Source organism: Paraburkholderia sp. GAS348 (genome assembly GCF_050434205.1).
Taxonomy (GTDB): Bacteria; Pseudomonadota; Gammaproteobacteria; order Burkholderiales; family Burkholderiaceae; genus Paraburkholderia.
This window is the reverse complement of sequence record NZ_JBNPVT010000001.1, coordinates 85,828-102,695: the sequence shown is the minus strand read 5'-3', so window position 1 is coordinate 102,695 and position 16,868 is coordinate 85,828. Positions and strand designations below refer to the sequence as shown.

The following is a 16,868-nucleotide window of genomic DNA, read 5'->3' as shown; positions in this document are numbered from 1 at the left end:
ATTTTTTGTGAATTAATTTCCGTCCTTTCTATGCGAGGATAAAAAGCCAACGTTCACGTATGCGCGATCGTTAACCGGTCCGCATACACGCGACAGCGCGCCCGACACGCCGGCCGTGCGCGCTTCGCATCTCGCAAGGAAATACCGTCGTGAAATTTGTCTCCCGCATCGGCGTCGCTGTTCTTCTCCTTCACAGTTTCGTATCGCAAAGCGCGCTCGCGCAAACGCAACTGACTTACACCACCTCATGGATCGGCAACAGTTTCGGCTTTGGCGACGGCAAGTGGATGCAGCAGGACATCCAGGCGATTAGCGTCGGCGCCGATGGCACCGTGTACACCAATGCACCCTGGGACGAAAGCGGCAGCGAGATTGCCGCGTATCGCGCGGGCGGCAAAATTGCAGTCGCCGGCTCGACGCACGGTTGGGGCAATACCGGCGGCGATGCGGTCGCGACAAACCATACTTACCTGTACGCGGCGATGTCGATCGGCAACGAGAGCAACGGACTGGTCGGCGCGGACTATCCGCCGGCCAACCAGACGTGGTTCGGCATTACGCGCCGCACGCTCGCCAATCTTGCGACCGGTGCGCCGTTCGACGGCGGCAGGGGCAATAGCGCCAATGCGAGCAGGAACAGTTTTCTGCGACTGAACGCGGTGACGACTGGCACCGATGCGGGGATTCGCGGGATGGCCGCTACCGATACCGAACTGTATGTCGCCGATACGTACAACAGCCGGATCGTCGTGCTCGATGCCGCATCGATGCGGCGCCTGCGTTCATGGAATGTGCCCTCGCCAGGGCGAATCGCGTTGGACACCGATTCGACGCTGTGGGTGATAAGCGGTGTCTCGTCGGGAAACCTAAGCATTCTGCATTACGCCGCCGATGGCGCCGCGCTCTCCGGCACATTGGCGTTGCCCGCCGGCACGGTGCCGACCGATATCGCCATCGCACCGTCAGGGCAAATCCTGGTCGCCGACAACGGGCCGGCGCAGCAGATCCTCGTCTTCGACAGGCATGCCGGCGGTCAGCCGCGAGCCGTTGCGCCGATCGGCACACGCGATGGCCTCTTCCATATGGTCAAGGGTGTACCGGGCAACTGGCGCTTCAATGGCATCACAGGCCTTGGTGTCGATCCGGCCGGCAATCTGTACGTCGCGCAGAATGGCGAAGGTCCGCGGCCGCTCGGCTCGGCGTCGGTCGGCCAGGGGGCCGTGCTCGAAAGCTATGTGCTCGGCACGCATGCCTTCAACTGGCGCCTGTACGGACTGACCTTTGTCGATAGCGCCGCGTTCGATCCGGCGACGCCGAATTCGGTCTACACCGGCTCGAAGCGCTTCACGCTCGATTACCGCCGGCCGGTCGGCCAAGAATGGTCGTACGCGGGCTTCACGCTCGACCGTTTCGACTATCCCGACGATCCGGCATTTCACGAGCCGCGTGGCGTGCGCGGCGAACCGATGGTGCGGCGAATCGACGGTAGGCGCTATCTCTACACACTCGATCCCGGCGCGCATTACCTGAATGTGTATCGCTTCGACGCGGCGCATGGCGAAGTGGCGATTCCGTCCGGTTTGCTGGCGCAAAATCCGCTGCCGGGCTCGTGGCCCGCTGGGCAGCCGACGTATGGCGAATGGCTGTGGCGCGACAGCAATGGCAACGGCACCGTCGACGCGAGCGAGATCACCGGCAATCCGTCGACGGGCAGCACGGTCGGCAACGGCTTCTGGTGGGTCGATACACCCGGCAACGTGTGGCTCGCCACACCGACGAGCGGGATCCGCGAGATGCCGCTGCAGGGTCTCGACTCGGCCGGCAATCCGATCTACACGTACGCGAGTTCGAAGATGTTCGCGATGCCGCAACCGTTCACGCGGATTGCGCGGATCGTCTATATCGCCGCAACCGACACAATGTACATAACCGGTTTTACGAGCGCGATCCCATGGGATCCGACGCACTGGAAGGAGGCGGGCCCGGTGCTCGCGCGCTATGACAACTGGAGCACCGGCACGCCGACGCAGCAATACTCGATCTCGTTGCCTTGGAACACGCAGAGCAATCCGCAGACGACGACGGTCGGCGTCGCGGTAGCCGGTAATTACATTTTCGTGGCCGAGTTGTACACCGCGAAGGTGGATGTGTACGACACGCGTACCGGTCAGGCGATCGGCTATATGACGCCGGGTGCGAGCGTCGGCAACACCAGCGGCTGGGTGGATGTTTACCTCGGCATCAGCGCGGTGCAGCGCGACAATGGCGAATACGTCGTCCTGCTGGAAGACGACGCACGCGCGAAAATCCTGATGTATCGATGGACGCCTTAACGTGGATCAGGTGGATCAGGTGGATCGCGCTGGGTCCGATCACCAATGGACGGCAGCGCACGATCGGTATATAACAACATGAAAGGATAGCTTTGTTTACCGATGCATGGGACAGGAGAGAAGTTTCATCATGACGCAAGACGTAACGCCTCAGCCACCCACGGGCGACCGGCCCGACCTGGAACACCTCGACGCCGCGCTCAGTCACGTGAATCAGCAGGTATCGTCCGGCAGCATCGCTTCGGGTGCCGCAAAGGGCATTCTGTATAGCCTGATCGAAACGCTCGGCGCGTTCGTCGGCGATCCCGATCTGCCGGAGCACGCCCGTTCGGGTTACGAAGGGCTGTTGGAAGCCGCTCGCGAATTGCGCGCGAAGCTGGAGCACTGAAGGCAATCCCGCGCCGCCCGCGGGCGGCGTAGTTCGCATCGCAATCGCCGTCGCGTTTCGCGCGGCGCTCCATTAAGAAAGCGTCTGGGGCGGAGCAGTCACGCTTCCTGACTGCTGTCCAAGCTCAACGCCTCAAGCCATTCCGGCGGCGCGGCTGCGATTTCCAGTTGCGGTGTGCCGTGCCAATCCGCACAGCGCTGCAGAGCGCGGCGCAGATCGCCGGCAAGCCTCGCACTGAGTCGCACGCCGGGTTCGATGTGCAGCGATTTCAGTTCGAACACGCCGCTGGTCCGATGCGCTTTCGCATCCACGCGGCCCACCAGGCGCCCCCGGCTCAAAAGCGGCAACACGAAGTAGCCGTATTTGCGCTTCGCTGCCGGGGTATAGCATTCGATCGCATAGTCGAAGTCGAAGAGCGCGGCGGCGCGCTTGCGGTCCCATACCACCGGATCGAACGGCGACAGCACCGTGGTGACGGTTGAAGCGAGCTTGCCACCCGCGGCGGCGTCGATCATCGGCGCGAATTCGTAATGGACGAAGGTGTCCTGCTTCCAGCCTTCCACCTGCACCGGGATCAGTTCGCCCTGGTCGGCGAGCGCACGCAGTTCGTCGCGATAGGGACGGCGCGGCAGCCGGTAGTAATCGGCAACCCAATCGGCGCGCACGACGCCGAGCGCGCGGCAGGTCCGGCGCAACGCTTCCTCGGTGACCGTTTCCCGCGGCGGCAGGTCGCGCGCGTCGTCCCAGTCCGGTAACACGCGTTCGGTCAAATCATAGACGCGATGAAAATTGCGCCGCTCGGCCACCATCAGTTGTCCGATTGCGAATAGAACTTCCAGGTGGCGCTTCTCCGGCTTCCAGTCCCACCAGCCGTTGCCCTTGCCCGCCTCGCGGGCGAAGTCCGCTGAACGCACGGGGCCGGTCGCACGGATATGCGCGAGCAGCGTCTCAATGTCCTTGCGATGCTTCTTGTGCCACTCGGCCGCGTATTTCCAGCCCATGCCGCTCGGGTCGAGCATACGGTGGCGCAGCAGGCCGTAGTCTTCGGTCGGCACGAAACAGGCCTCATGCGACCAGTATTCGAACAGCTTGCCTTCGGCGAGATGCTCGTCTAGCCATTGCTGCGGATACGTGCCGAGCCGGCTGAACAGCACGAGATACGGACTGCGCGCGACAACGTGGATCGTGTCGATCTGCAATTGCGCCATGCGGCGGATCGCGTCGAGCACGTCGGCTTTGACGGCCTTGCGGCGCGGGGGCGTCAGCAAACCTTGCGCGGCCAGATGCAGGGTGCGCGCGGCGGATAGCGAAAGAGTCTTCACGCGGACGTCGGTTACGGGCTCAGGTTAATGAGCGACTGCAATGAAAGCGGACACGAGGTCCGGCCAGGATCAGCAGCCGCTACTGTAGCCTCACCAGTCGCGCCTGTGGTGCTTATCCCAGCCGCGGTGGCGGCCATGGTCATGGCGCTCGCGATACTCGCGGTAGTAATCGCCGCGATACCCATAGCCATACGCGGGTTGCACTGGCACATACACGACCGGCGGCGAGGGCGCATAAACCACGGGCGGCGGGGCATACACGGGCCCCGGCATGTTGACGAACACGCCGACGTCCACCCGGGCCGAGGCAGAGGTCGATGCGCAGGCGGCGGCAAGGCCGAAGGCGGCGAAAACGATCGCACGTTGGATCATGCTTGTCTCCTGTTTCGAAATAGCCTGCCATTCACTGTCGAATGGCTAACGCAAATATTACGATACAGAAAGCAAGGCAGGTGCAACCAGTTGACCGCGTGTGTAACAGCAGATTACCCGAGGGGGGCGCTCAGGCCCCCAAAGCCACCGCTTCTCCCGCCGAGACCGCCAGCAACTGATGGATCTGCGCGACCACCGCCGCGCCTTCTCCGACTGCCGCCGCGACGCGTTTCGTCGAGCCGGCGCGCGCGTCGCCGATCGCATACACGCCCTCCACAGTCGTAGCGAGATCGCAGACGGATGCGCCATCCACGCTGGCGCCGGTCAGCACGAAGCCCTTGTCGTCCAGCTGTACGCCGCAGGTGCGCAGCCAGTCGGTATTCGGCTCCGCGCCGGTGAAAAGGAACAGATGCCGCGTATCGAAGCTTTCGGTGCCGTCCGGTAGCGGCTTCTTCAACACGACCGAGGCCAGCCCGATTTCGTCCGCCTCGAGCCGGCCGACCTCCGAATTCGAGTGCACGAACACGTTCGGCAGCGAGCGGATGCGGTCGATCAGATAGCGCGACATGGTGGCTTCAAAGCCGCTTCGGCGGATCAGCACGTGGACCTTGGCCGCGTGCGTCGCCAGATAGACGATCGCCTGGCCCGCCGAATTGCCGCCGCCTACGAGCACGATTTCCTGGCGTTTGCACAGCTTGGCTTCGACCGGCGACGCCCAGTAGTAGACGCCGCGCCCATCGAAGCGGTCGAGCCCTTCGAGCGCGGGGCGCCGATAGACCGCGCCGCTCGCGATCACGATGGTGCGGGCAGTGATCTTGCCGCCGCACTTGAGCTCCAGCCGATATGGCGAGTCCGCGCAATGCAGTGCCTTCACATGGACCGGAATCGCGACGTGCGCGCCGAACTTCTGCGCCTGCACGAACGCGCGGCCCGCCAGCGCCTGACCGGAAATGCCGGTCGGAAAGCCGAGATAGTTTTCGATCCGCGCACTGGCGCCCGCCTGGCCGCCCGGCGCGCGGGCGTCGAGCACGATGACCGAGAGGCCTTCGGACGCCGCGTACACGGCAGTAGCGAGGCCGGCCGGCCCCGCGCCGACGATCGCGACATCGTACACATGCGAATCGTCGAGATCGGGCAGCAAGCCGAGGGAGGTGGCGAGTTCCGGCATGCTTGGATGACGCAGCACCGAGCCGTCCGGGCAGATCACCAGCGGCATGTCGTCTTTTTGCGCGCCGAATTGCTCGATCAGCCGCAGCGCGTCTTCGTCGCGTTCGTCGATGACCGAATGAGGATGCCCGTTGCGCGACAGGAAGCCTTGCAGCATCACGAGCCCGGCGTCGCCGCTGTTGCCAATCAGGATTGGGCCGCCCGCGCCCTTCTCGATCAGTGACACGCGCCGCAGGATCAGCGCGCGCATGATGCGCTCGCCCAGTTCGGCCTCGGCGACGATCAGCGCGCGCAGCTTGTCCGGCGGAATCAGCAAAGCGTCGACCGAGTTGACGGCCATGCCGTTGACCAGCGCAGGCCGCCCGGACAGTTGACCGACTTCAGCGAGAAAATGCCTGGCGCCATGTTCTGCAATCACAACTTCGCGGCCGATGCCATCGCGCTGGTAAACCTTCACGCGCCCATTCAACAGCACGAACATGCCCGCACCGGTGTGGCCGGTCTCGAACAGCAGTTCACCGGCTTCCCAGTGGCTCACTTCGCTGAACCGGCGCAGGCGATCGATTTCTGCACACGTGAGTTCGGGGAACATCTGATGCATGCGCGTCGCAAGCGACGAAAACGGCGCGTCGGCGACGACGGCCTGTTGCCCTTCTGCTTCTTGAGTCGACAGCATTGAACCGCTCCTTCTGTGTTCATCCTGATTGACAGGCACGGGGGGCGAAGCGGCGCGGGCGCGCGAGGGCGCCGATGTGAATGCGCTGCTGCGCTACACGGCCTTCGGTGCGATATCGTCGACCGCCACGTCGGGCGGCGGTGTGCCGGGCAGCGCGTCCACCGTTTTGCCCGAATCGCGCCAGGCTTCCATGCCGCCACGCAACGGCAGCACGTCGGCGAATCCGGCTTCGTTCATCTGTTTGGCCATCCATGCCGCGGATATTTCATTTGGGCACGAACAGTAAATCACCACTTTCTGATTGTGCGGGTACGTCGCGACGATTTCATCGAGCTGCCGCTCGTCGGCGAATTGCGAGCCCGGAATCACGAACGGGTCGAGCGCGCGCTTTTCCGCCGAGCGGATATCGAACACTACCGGCGCTTTGCCGGCCGCGACCAGCGCCGCCAACTCGTCGACTTCGATGCGCTGGGTCGCGAGCTTGGCAATCAGCTGGCGCCGGCGAATCCAGCGATAGGCCGCATACAGCAGCAGCAACGCGACGGCCACCAGCGCGGCCGTGCGGCCGAGGCGTCCGGCCATGGCGAACAGCATGTCGATCTGCCGGGCGAACAAGGCGCCGATGATCAAACCGGTACCCGACCACAAGGCGGCGCCGATGCTGTCGTAAGTGAGAAACGTGCGGTAGCGCGCGCCCATTGCGCCGGCCATCGGAATCGACACGATCGACAAGCCCGGCACGAACTTCGCCACTGTCAGTACGCGCACGCCCCAGCGGCCGAAAAAGCGTTCGGTCTTCTTTACACAGGTGTCGCGTGACAGAGACAGACGGCAAATCGCTTTCAGCGTATTGCCGCCGTACATTCGGCCGGCGAGATACCAGGCGCTGTCGCCGATCAGCGTGGCGAAGATCGACAACACAAGCACTGGCATCAGCTGCGTGCCCACCGAGCCGGGATGCATGGCCGCCATCGCCCCGAACAGCACGAGCGACGGCATCGCCGGCACCGGCAGCCCGAGTGAGGCGGCCAGCACGTTGACGAAGACGAGCGCCGGTCCATATTGCTCGACGAGATCATGTAGCATCGGCTTACATCCGCAGCCCTTTCGAGCGCGGCTCAGGTAGGGATATCAACGGAGAATGTAAGGATTATGGACGCATTTTCAAGACGTGCAAACGTCAGGGAAATCGGCCCGTTATTCGGGTGTTAAAAGCGGGACTGCGGTGTGCCCGATGGACTGAAGGCGCGGATTAGCAGCGCGAATGGAACAAAGCGAAACGGATTGAAGCCTAGGCGGCAAGCCAGTGGTCGAGTAACGTCCTACGGGCGCCCGTAAGACGTTCTACAGTATGGTATGCGAACCCAAGCTGGCGGTGCAGGGGCGGCACACGGCATTCGCGTGTGAGCGCAATGCCGGGCGCGGCAGCTTTACTGGCGATGATTGTGCTGTTCGCCCGGCAACTCCGCGCCATGCGCGCGAATCGCCGCAATCAGTTCGGCGGGCGTGATTTCGTAGCGCACTTCGCGGTGAATGCCTGGTTTGCGCTCGTCGACCTCGATCAGAAGAATGCCTTTGCCGTCTTCTGTCGATTCGAGGCGCAGCGAGCGGAGTTCGCGCGCCGTTGCGTCGTCGTATTCGGTGAGCAGGGCCATTGACCCGGAGGACCCGGTAGTGCGCATCGAGGTTGTCCTTGTGCCGTTGTTGATCGAACCATTGCCAGTTTAACGCGACTCCCCGCAACGACGGTCGCATTTTTCGCGCCCCGAAGCGGTGCAGCGCTTCTCTCCGGCTGTCACGGTGCTGACGCGCGCGTCGGTTAGGGGCGGGTGCAGCGCGAGCACCAGGCTGCAAAAAAATAGCCCGTCCTTGAAGGGACGGGCTGCTAAACGCCGTTGTTACTCGGGTCAGCCTGCCCTTGCAACCAACTGGGCGCTGACGTTTGCATCGTGATGCGTCAATTCCGGGCTGTCGAGGTGGGAGTAACGCCGATCTATCAGATCAATGTCGATTCTTCCTGCGCGACTTCGTGTACCGCGCCGCGCCGTTATTACGGGGTTGTTTCCATGCGCCCCGAGTAGCCGTGAAAACTGGTGCCGGATGCGTTTCGCCGTGCCTTCAAAAGGGTTACACTGCGCCGGATAAGGCCTGCAGACGCATCTCGTTCCCTCCACACCCGCAGCGGTCTGCCTGCGCGAATCCGCGACTTTAGCGAGCCGATGCAGAAGATCCTCGACCGTACACAGGAGTCACTGGCCCACGCGTTCGCTTCGCTTGCGCATAACGCGAAGCGTCAGCAACGGGTGTATCTCGCGACCATCGCGTTGTTGATGCTGATCGTGGTGGTCTTCGCGCTGCTGTTGGGCGTGCTTGCCGCGGGCAAGCAACTCGACTATCAGCGCACCTTTGCCTCCCAGAGCGCGGCCGACTTCTCGCTGCTTCTTCACAGGGAGGAGTCGTTTCTGCGGCGTACCGAATTCACGCTCGACTATTATCACGACGCCAATAACGTGTTGCGCGTGCCGGATGGCGTCGAGCAGTCAATCCTGCGGACCGGGGCCGTGCGCGGCACGGTCGACAGGGTCAACGCGCAATTCGATCTGCTAGTGGGCGACGCAACGCGCGCGGCGTGGGGTCGGCAACTGGGCATGAACCTATGGCGTCTGTACTCAGCGGCGCAGTCCACATTGGTCACCCAGCAGGCCTTCGAACTGCGGCAACGCGCCATGCTGCTTGGACTGAACGAAGACTATGCCGCGATCCTGCCGTCTCTCGCTGAACCGGCGAAGGGCGCTGCCGCCGATCCCGGCGCCACGAATTCGTCACCGATGCAAGCGGCGATCGTGAGTACCTTGCGCGAGACCCTCGAACACGAACTGCTGACGCAAACGGGCAAACGCGTGCCGGTCAAGGGCGAGCGTGTTTGGCTCGGTCCGTATCGCGACCCGCTGCTAGGCATTCCGGTGATCTCGGCGGTGAGCGCCTACTATGCCGGCGATACGCCGACCGCGCTGATCGCGGTGAGTATTCCGCTCGACGCGCTGTCGGCGTATCTCGCCAGGCCCACCGGCGCCGGCACGCTGCTGCTGATGACGGCGGACCGCCGCGTGATCGTGTCGTCGGCGCCCATTGACGGACAAACCGCGAAGATGCTGCAGGACGTGATCGCTCGTACGCCGCCAAACACATACCGCTATACGCGCGACGGCATGATTCTGAGCGAGCCGTTCATGCCAGGCTTCGGTTCGCTGGTCGGCTATATGTCGTGGCGCGCCCTGGTTGCCGCGCTCGGCTGGCAGTTGGCGGCGCTCGCCGGGCTCACACTGCTGGTCCTGCTCGCGATCGCGCTGACGGCCCGTTTCTGGGGCCTGCGCCTGTTGCGGAGCACCTTCGCGGAAACGTCGCGCGCGCTCGAAAGCGAAACCCTCAATCACATTCTGGTCAGCGCGACGCCGATCGGCTTGTGCATCGTGCGGCAAAGCGACTATTCGATCCTGACCGCCAACGCGCTCGCCGGCGCGTTGCTGCATATTGAACCGGGCAGCAGTCGCTTGCCGCAGCACATCGTCGGCGCGTTCCATGCCCAGGGGCCGGATAAGCCTTCCGTCACAACGTTCGCCAAGGTCGCCGCGTTTGTCACGCCTGCACGGCCTGCGCAGGCACAGCCGCCGTCGCAGCCGCCGTCGCAGCCGCCGTCGCAACCGCAACCGCAACCGCAGCCGCCGTCGCAGGCACAGCCGTCGTCGCAACCGCAGCCGCAGCCGGATGAAAGCGACGCAGCGCCCGTCCAGTTTCTCCAGTTGACCTACGCACCCGCACGCTACGCCGGTGAGGAAGTGCTGTTTTGCGCGATTCTCGACGTGACTGCGCAGCATGCGCTCGAACAGCAGTTGCGGCTTGCGCAGCAGACCTCCGAGACCATGATGCGGGCGCGCTCGAATTTTTTCGCGTCGATGAGCCACGAGATCCGTACGCCGTTGAACGCGCTGCTAGGCAACCTCGAACTGTTCGCGCGTACGCCTGGGCTCGACGCGCACGCGCAACGGCTCACCGCGTTGAATGTCGCGGCCGATGCGCTGCGCCGCATCGTCAATGACATTCTCGATTTTTCGAAGATCGATGCCGGCGAGATGAAACTTGTGACCGAATCGTTCCGTCCGCTCGACGACTTCGAGAACCTCGCGCTCTCTTACGCGCCGATGACGGCGGATCGTGCGATCCGCTTTTATGCGCATCTCTCACCGACGCTCGATCAGGAGTTGCGCGGCGACCGCACGCGTGTCGCGCAGGTCGTCAACAACCTGTTGAGCAACGCGTTCAAGTTCACGTCGTGCGGCAAGATCACGCTGAATGCGGAGGTGAAGGACGATCTGCAAGGCCGCCCGATCCTGACCATCCGGGTCTGCGATTCGGGGATCGGCATGGATCAGGCGCTGGTGGCGCGCATCTTCAGTCCGTTCGTGCAGGGCGAGGCCAGCACGTCGAGCCGCTACGGCGGCACCGGTCTCGGGCTGTCGATCTGCGCGCGGCTCTGCGAGTTGATGGGCGGCCATATTTCGGTCGAGAGCGTGCTGGGCGTTGGCAGCGCATTCTGCGCTTCGATCCCGCTCGCAGCGCCGCCCGATGCGTTGCGCGCACCGGCCATCGAGCCGGCTCGCCGTGGCAATGTGCTGGTGCTGTCCCAGGAGCGCGAGTCGGGACAGATCATCGACAGCGGCCTGCATCTGGCGGGCTGGAGCGTCCACACGGTGGTGTCGATGCGCAGCGCGCAAGCGTGGTTGCACGTGAACCGGCCGGACGCACTCGTGGTCACCGGCGAATACGACCTCGATGCGATTGCCGCGTTGCGTGCGGTGCAGCCGGTCGGCGCCGTGTGGATCACCCGCACCGGCCCGCATCGTCCGGCCTCGCGCGGCGACGGCGTGCTCGAAGTCACCGAATTCAGCCGCAAGGCGATTCTCTCGGCGGTCGATCTCGCGGCCGGGGGCGCAGACGGCGCCGGCCGGGTCGCGGCGCTGCCCGCCATCCCCGCGGACCTCGCCTCGGCGCTGCCCGCCATCCCCGTGGACCTCGCCTCGGCGCCGCCGGCGGCCAATCCTGCCTTGCAAGGCTTGACGATTCTGGTCGCCGAAGACAACCCGCTGAACCAGACCTTGATCGTCGAGCAGCTCGGCGCGCTCGGCTGCCTGCCGACGATCGCCGGCGACGGGCGGCAAGCGCTGGCGGTATTCGAGCAGGCGCACTTCGAGGTGGTCGTGACCGACATCCATATGCCGATCATGGACGGCTACGAATTGCTGACGGCGTTGCGCAAGGCACACCCGGAGGTGCCGGTATTGGCTTTCAGCGCGGTCACCGATAATCAGCAGCCGGATGGCTGGCGCGAGCGCGGTTTTACCGGGCATATCGCGAAGCCGGCGTCGTTGGGAGAGTTGGAGAGTGCCTTGCTTGCGGTCGCTGCCGCACGGCGTCAGCCGCAGTCGGAGAGCGCGGAGAACAGGGTGGCCGCGACGAACGCGACCCCGATCGGCGCTGCGGCGAACACGCTGAACGCGGACGACAAAGCGCGCTACACGGCCATGCTTAAAGCGCATTTGCAAACCGATCTGCCGAGGCTGCTGGCGATTGTCGAGCAGGAAGACCGGGAGGCGTTGGGCGCCTGGTCGCATAGCGCGGGCGGCGCGTTCATGATCGTGGACACCCCGCAATTCGCGGAGCAATGCCGTGCGTTGCAGCGCTTATGTGAGAACAGCGAACAATGGACGACCGAGATGGACGAACGCGCGATCTCGCTGCACGAGATGTTATGCGATCACTTCGGGCTGGATGAAGCGTCGATGCAGTGACTGTTTTGCATGACGCTCGGCACGGAGCCTGACACCAGACCTGAGCTCAACGCCCCGATCGATTCGGAACGTTGAGCGACGCCAGCCTGTCGAGCAATCAAACCAGCCCGGTCATGTAATACACCGCGATCACAAAGAAAACCGCCATCGTCTTGATCACCGTCACCGCGAAGATATCGCGGTACGACTGGCGGTGCGTCAGCCCCGTCACCGCTAGCAGCGTAATCACCGCGCCGTTATGCGGGAGCGTATCCATCCCGCCGCTCGCCATGGCGACGACGCGGTGCAGCACTTCCATCGGAATATGCGCCGCTTCCGCGCCCTTGATGAACGTGTCGGACATGGCCGCGAGCGCGATGCTCATACCGCCCGATGCCGAACCCGTGATACCGGCCAGCGAGCTCACCGAAACCGCGGCATTGACGAGCGGGTTCGGAATGCTCTTCAGCGCATCGCTGACCACGAGGAAGCCCGGCAAAGCCGCGATCACGCCGCCGAAGCCATACTCCGACGCCGTATTCAACGAAGCCAGCAGTGCGCCTGCCACCGCTGCCTTGGTGCCGACCGCGAAGCGTTCGCGCACGCGGCCGAACGCCGTCACCACGACCATCACGATGCCGAGCAGCAGTGCGCCTTCAACGGCCCAGATTGCGACCACGCTTTTGATCGTCGTTGTAACAGGCGCATGGATGCCCGGCAGGATGTCCGGTGTGATGGTGTAAGCCGCGCCGTACCAGTTCGGAATCCAGCGGGTCAGCAGGAAGTTCGCCACGCCGACCAGCACCAGCGGCGCCACCGCCAGCAGCGGATGCGGCAGTTGCTTCGATTCGACGCGCTCCGGCTCGTTGTGCAGATCCGTGCCGTAGCCTTCGCCGGTCGCCATCGCCGCGCGGCGGCGCCATTCCAGATACGTGAGGCCAACCGCGATGATGAACAGCGAGCCGATCACGCCAAGCGTGGGCGCGGCCCAGGACGTCGTTTTGAAGAAGGTGGTCGGGATGATGTTCTGGATCTGCGGCGTACCCGGCAGCGAATCCATCGTGAACGAGAACGCGCCAAGCGCGATCGCGCCAGGCATCAGGCGTTTCGGAATATTGCTCTGGCGGTACAGTTCGGCCGCGAACGGATACACGGCGAACACCACGACGAACAGCGATACGCCGCCATAAGTGAGCAATGCGCACACCGCGACGATCACCGCATTGGCGCGCGAGCGGCCAATATAGCGGATGGCCGCGGCCACGATCGACTCCGAGAAACCGGAGAGTTCGATAACCTTGCCGAACACCGCGCCCAGCAGAAACACAGGGAAGTAAAGCTTCACGAAGCCGACCATCTTCTCCATGAAGATGCCGGAAAATACCGGCGCGACGGCGCCCGGATCGGTCAGCAGCACCGCGCCGAGGGCGGCGATCGGCGCAAACAGAATGACGCTGTAGCCGCGATACGCGGCAAACATCAGAAACGCCAGCGCGGCGAGGACGATAACAAAGGACATTGAGTCTCCAAAGCTTGGTTGTTCTACGTGTCGCCGTCCCAGTGCGTGCGACGGCCCGGCGCCCGCAAACGCAGATTCCATGCCACGCACGCTGCTGCAGCCTGCCCGTTGATTTCGCAGGCTGAAGCTCGAAACGCGATGCGGCCGATTGTACCCAAACGTCTCAAAAACGGGACGTAAATCAACGGAACATAGATCGAATTGAGGTTAAACCCTTATGCAATGTGCTTACCGGCGATCTCCGCGATGAGATAATCTTGTCTACGAAATGAGACAAGCATAAATAAACGATAGCCGGAGACAGCGACACCATGATGAACGACTGGGCGGGCCTTCCTGCCCCCTACGGCGACGTACTCCGCCGGGCGATGGATTCGCTTTTCCGTACGTTCGAAAACTTCAGCGAAGGGACGTTCATCGTCGACGCCGAGGCGCGCGTCGTGTGGATCAACAAGCGCTACGCGGCGCGCTTCGGTTTTGCGGACCCGGAGCAGGCGATCGGCCGGGATTGTGAGGAGGTGATTCCCAACAGCCTGATGCGGGAGGTCGTGAACACCGGCAAACCGATTCTGCTCGACATCCTCGAAACGGACCGCGAGCCGCTCGTCGTGACGCGGCTGCCGCTTAAAGACGATGCGGGCGAAACGGTCGGCGCAGTGGGCTTCGCGTTGTTCGATGAATTGAAGGCGCTCACGCCGCTTTTTTCCCACTACTCGCGCGTGCAGGAGGAACTGATCGCGACCCGCCGGTCGCTCGCGCAGGCAAGACGGGCGAAGTACACGTTCGGCAGTTTTGTCGGCACGAGCGCGGCCAGTCTCGAAGTGAAGCGTCGGGCGCGCCGCGCTGCGCAACTCGAGTCACCGGTGCTGTTGCTCGGCGAAACCGGCACGGGCAAGGAACTGCTGGCGCATGCCATTCACGGCGGGTCGGCGCGGGCGAATCAGCCGCTCGTGACCGTCAACGTCGCGGCGATTCCGGACACCTTGCTCGAAGTCGAATTCTTTGGCGCCGCGCCCGGCGCCTATACCGGCGCCGACCGGAAGGGACGTGTCGGCAAGTTCGAACTCGCGAACGGCGGCACGCTGTTTCTCGATGAAATCGGCGACATGCCGCTGCCTTTGCAGGGCAAGCTGTTGCGCGTGCTGCAGGACAAGGAGTTCGAGCCGCTTGGCTCGAACCGGATCGTGCGCGCGGATGTGCGGATCATCGCCGCGACCTCGGCCGACTTGCGAGCGTTGGTCGCGGCAGGTCGTTTTCGCGCGGACCTGTTCTATCGGCTGAACGTGTTGACGATCCAGGCGCCGGCACTTCGCGAGCGTTCGTCCGATATCGAAGCGCTTGCCTACGCCATGCTCGAGGACCTGTCGATGCAGGCGCGCGGCGCCAGTCACTTCGAATTGCAGGACGACGCGTTGCGGCTGCTGTGTTCGTACGGGTGGCCCGGCAATGTGCGCGAGTTGCGCAACACGCTGGAGCGGGCGGTGGTGCTCTCGGACAGCGAGCGAATCGATGCGCGTGCGCTGGCGCCGTTCATCGGTCCGGCACACGGCGGCCATCGTCCGCACCTGTCCAGCGCGGTCTCTGGCGCGCACGCTTTAGACGCGGCTGCCGGGGCGACTTCGGGGTTGTCTGAAGCGACGTCGTGGAGCGACGCCATGGCTACGTTCGAAAAGCGCTTCCTGAGCGACGCTTTGCGCGCCAACGGTGGACGCGTGATCGAGACGGCGGTGCAGATCGGCATGGGCCGCGCGACGCTCTACAAGAAGATCGCGGCATACGGCATCGAGGTGTGACAAAGTCCGGTGTCACCGAGTGACGCAGCGTAATTGCCGCGTGGCACAATCGCGTGATCGAAAAACAAGATGTGATCGGGGTTTCTAATGAAACGCAGTCTCTCCTCTTTCGCGCGCCGGGCTTGTGCTGTGCTGGCGCTTCCCGCAATCGCCGTGCTGAGCGGTTGCAGCAGCAGCGCACCGCTGTTTCTGTCCGACGGCCGCCCGACTACGCTGGTTCAATGCCCAGCAGGCTCCGACTCCTGCTCGCAGCAGGCAAGCGCGGCTTGCGGCGGCGCTTTCGATGTCGTGCGCCAGTCCAGTGACAATGGCACGCTCAGTTTGATATACGCCTGCCGGAAGAAATGACGTTATGCCAGCCAGCTGCTGGCATGACGGGATTGATAATTTCCTGCCTTTATCCCGCCGCCCGGCGTGACGGCGGGCATGTCCTTCCAAGTGCAGAGTTCGTTTGAACGGACCAAACCCGGCCATATGGCGAACTGGTGTCACACAATAGGCATATGGCCGTCATAAATATCCGCCTCTAATGCGCATTGCCAAAACGGCTATGATGCGTATTGGATATTTATCGAGCCGCTCCCAGAATATGACTCATACTGTTTACGCCCTTGGCAGAGCACGCCGGTTTCTCCATTAAGCCCAGTCGGTGCGGCACCTAACGGAGCGCGAAGATTCTTCGGAGTAATCTCGTCTGGCCGGCTCAACATTAAAACATATACGCAGATTTTGCCGGTTGCAGCGGGCCGGATTACCGGCGCAAGAAAGATTTTCCGTTTAAGTGTGCTGGGTCGAGTAATAACGGCACGTTTCATGATTTTTAAGCGAATTCAATGAGTAAATCCGGGGAAAACAATGAATCACCATCAACTCGAAAAAGATATCGAACATCTTGAACATGTAATCTCGCATATCTCCGATGAAGATTGGATCCCACTGTCATATTGGCGCAACCGTATCGCGTTGGTGTCCGGGGCGGTACTGGTGCCGGCCCAGGCCAATCGCGTCAAACGGCTAGATGCAGCCCTATCGGCATTGGAGGAGCGGAAGAAAGCTGACCGTTCGCGGGGCGAGGATGACGCGCACCGTCTGATTGGGTAACGTTTTCTGCAAAAATAAGGGAACAAAACGCCTGAGGGCGCGCCGGCCCGACTCGTTTGCCGTCGCATCGCCCGGTTGATTTCGAACGCCGCGTGTACGATGCAATCGACGATTGAATACGATGACCACGGCCGTGAGCGGCTCACCCTGAACGGCAGTCAGTCGAAGTCCACCTTGCGCTCGCCGCCCCGTGTGGGCCACCCTGCGCTGGCCGCCCTCTGCGGGCTACTCTGTGCAGGCCACCCTCTGCGGACCACCCTGCGCGGGTCATCCTCTGCGGGCCACCCTCTGCGGGCCACCCTATCCGGCATCTTATTCGTCTGATAGTGTCCCCCAATCCCCCACGGGGGACTTCCTCCGGGGTGCCCGCCC

The 16,868-nt window shown here is 63.2% G+C and carries 12 protein-coding genes; 6 read left to right on the top strand and 6 right to left on the bottom strand.

The genetic code is table 11. The features are described 5' to 3' along the window. Positions 1–287 precede the first annotated feature (287 nt). Positions 288–2,333 carry a hypothetical protein gene (locus P3T22_RS00430; RefSeq protein ID WP_420488528.1) on the top strand — a complete coding sequence of 682 codons (2,046 nt, stop codon included), beginning with the start codon at positions 288–290 and terminating at the stop codon, positions 2,331–2,333. A 130-nt stretch (positions 2,334–2,463) separates the two neighbouring features. After that, a complete protein-coding gene (locus tag P3T22_RS00425) occupies positions 2,464–2,721 on the top strand; it encodes a hypothetical protein (RefSeq protein ID WP_063498183.1) in 258 nt (85 codons plus the stop codon). Positions 2,722–2,819: 98 nt separating this feature from the next. On the opposite strand, the gene P3T22_RS00420 is transcribed toward P3T22_RS00425, so the two are convergent. The 5 genes from P3T22_RS00420 to P3T22_RS00400 all read right to left on the bottom strand — a co-directional run bounded on the left by P3T22_RS00420 (position 2,820) and on the right by P3T22_RS00400 (position 7,940). After that, entirely contained in the window at positions 2,820–4,043 is a 1,224-nt protein-coding gene (locus P3T22_RS00420; protein WP_429323907.1) for a winged helix-turn-helix domain-containing protein, read from the bottom strand. Between the two features lie 90 nt (positions 4,044–4,133). Beyond that, entirely contained in the window at positions 4,134–4,415 is a 282-nt protein-coding gene (locus tag P3T22_RS00415) for a hypothetical protein (protein ID WP_429323906.1), read from the bottom strand. 130 nt (positions 4,416–4,545) lie between these two features. After that, positions 4,546–6,258 carry an FAD-dependent oxidoreductase gene (locus P3T22_RS00410; RefSeq protein ID WP_063498186.1) on the bottom strand — a complete coding sequence of 571 codons (1,713 nt, stop codon included), beginning with the start codon at positions 6,256–6,258 and terminating at the stop codon, positions 4,546–4,548. A 93-nt stretch (positions 6,259–6,351) separates the two neighbouring features. Next, positions 6,352–7,344 (bottom strand): DedA family protein/thiosulfate sulfurtransferase GlpE, encoded by a 993-nt coding sequence (locus tag P3T22_RS00405; RefSeq protein ID WP_063498187.1) that lies wholly within the window; start codon positions 7,342–7,344, stop codon positions 6,352–6,354. Between the two features lie 344 nt (positions 7,345–7,688). Next, a complete protein-coding gene (locus P3T22_RS00400) occupies positions 7,689–7,940 on the bottom strand; it encodes a hypothetical protein (protein ID WP_007178686.1) in 252 nt (83 codons plus the stop codon). 537 nt (positions 7,941–8,477) lie between these two features. Here P3T22_RS00400 and P3T22_RS00395 point away from each other — a divergent pair. Continuing rightward, a complete protein-coding gene (locus tag P3T22_RS00395) occupies positions 8,478–12,104 on the top strand; it encodes an ATP-binding protein (RefSeq protein ID WP_429323905.1) in 3,627 nt (1,208 codons plus the stop codon). Between the two features lie 97 nt (positions 12,105–12,201). Here the strand turns inward: P3T22_RS00395 and P3T22_RS00390 are convergent, their stop codons facing one another. Then, positions 12,202–13,602 (bottom strand): GntP family permease, encoded by a 1,401-nt coding sequence (locus tag P3T22_RS00390; RefSeq protein WP_429323904.1) that lies wholly within the window; start codon positions 13,600–13,602, stop codon positions 12,202–12,204. Positions 13,603–13,913: 311 nt separating this feature from the next. On the opposite strand from P3T22_RS00390, the gene P3T22_RS00385 reads away from it, so the two are divergent. From P3T22_RS00385 to P3T22_RS00375, 3 genes are all read left to right on the top strand, one after another. Next, entirely contained in the window at positions 13,914–15,395 is a 1,482-nt protein-coding gene (locus P3T22_RS00385) for a sigma-54 interaction domain-containing protein (RefSeq protein ID WP_429323903.1), read from the top strand. Positions 15,396–15,482: 87 nt separating this feature from the next. Beyond that, entirely contained in the window at positions 15,483–15,743 is a 261-nt protein-coding gene (locus P3T22_RS00380) for a hypothetical protein (protein ID WP_429323902.1), read from the top strand. A gap of 507 nt (positions 15,744–16,250) precedes the next feature. Further along, positions 16,251–16,496: a hypothetical protein gene (locus P3T22_RS00375; RefSeq protein WP_429323901.1), complete on the top strand. Its 246-nt coding sequence runs from the start codon at positions 16,251–16,253 to the stop codon at positions 16,494–16,496. The last annotated feature ends 372 nt before the right edge of the window (positions 16,497–16,868 follow it).

Excerpts from the sequence above, each read along its gene's own strand:
- P3T22_RS00430 (WP_420488528.1), top strand. The coding sequence starts at position 288 with ATGCAGCAGGACATCCAGGCGATTAGCGTCGGCGCCGATGGCACCGTG.
- P3T22_RS00425 (WP_063498183.1), top strand. The coding sequence starts at position 2,464 with ATGACGCAAGACGTAACGCCTCAGCCACCCACGGGCGACCGGCCCGAC.
- P3T22_RS00415 (WP_429323906.1), bottom strand. The coding sequence starts at position 4,415 with ATGATCCAACGTGCGATCGTTTTCGCCGCCTTCGGCCTTGCCGCCGCC.
- P3T22_RS00410 (WP_063498186.1), bottom strand. The coding sequence starts at position 6,258 with ATGCTGTCGACTCAAGAAGCAGAAGGGCAACAGGCCGTCGTCGCCGAC.
- P3T22_RS00405 (WP_063498187.1), bottom strand. The coding sequence starts at position 7,344 with ATGCTACATGATCTCGTCGAGCAATATGGACCGGCGCTCGTCTTCGTC.
- P3T22_RS00400 (WP_007178686.1), bottom strand. The coding sequence starts at position 7,940 with ATGCGCACTACCGGGTCCTCCGGGTCAATGGCCCTGCTCACCGAATAC.
- P3T22_RS00395 (WP_429323905.1), top strand. The coding sequence starts at position 8,478 with ATGCAGAAGATCCTCGACCGTACACAGGAGTCACTGGCCCACGCGTTC.
- P3T22_RS00390 (WP_429323904.1), bottom strand. The coding sequence starts at position 13,602 with ATGTCCTTTGTTATCGTCCTCGCCGCGCTGGCGTTTCTGATGTTTGCC.
- P3T22_RS00385 (WP_429323903.1), top strand. The coding sequence starts at position 13,914 with ATGATGAACGACTGGGCGGGCCTTCCTGCCCCCTACGGCGACGTACTC.
- P3T22_RS00380 (WP_429323902.1), top strand. The coding sequence starts at position 15,483 with ATGAAACGCAGTCTCTCCTCTTTCGCGCGCCGGGCTTGTGCTGTGCTG.
- P3T22_RS00375 (WP_429323901.1), top strand. The coding sequence starts at position 16,251 with ATGAATCACCATCAACTCGAAAAAGATATCGAACATCTTGAACATGTA.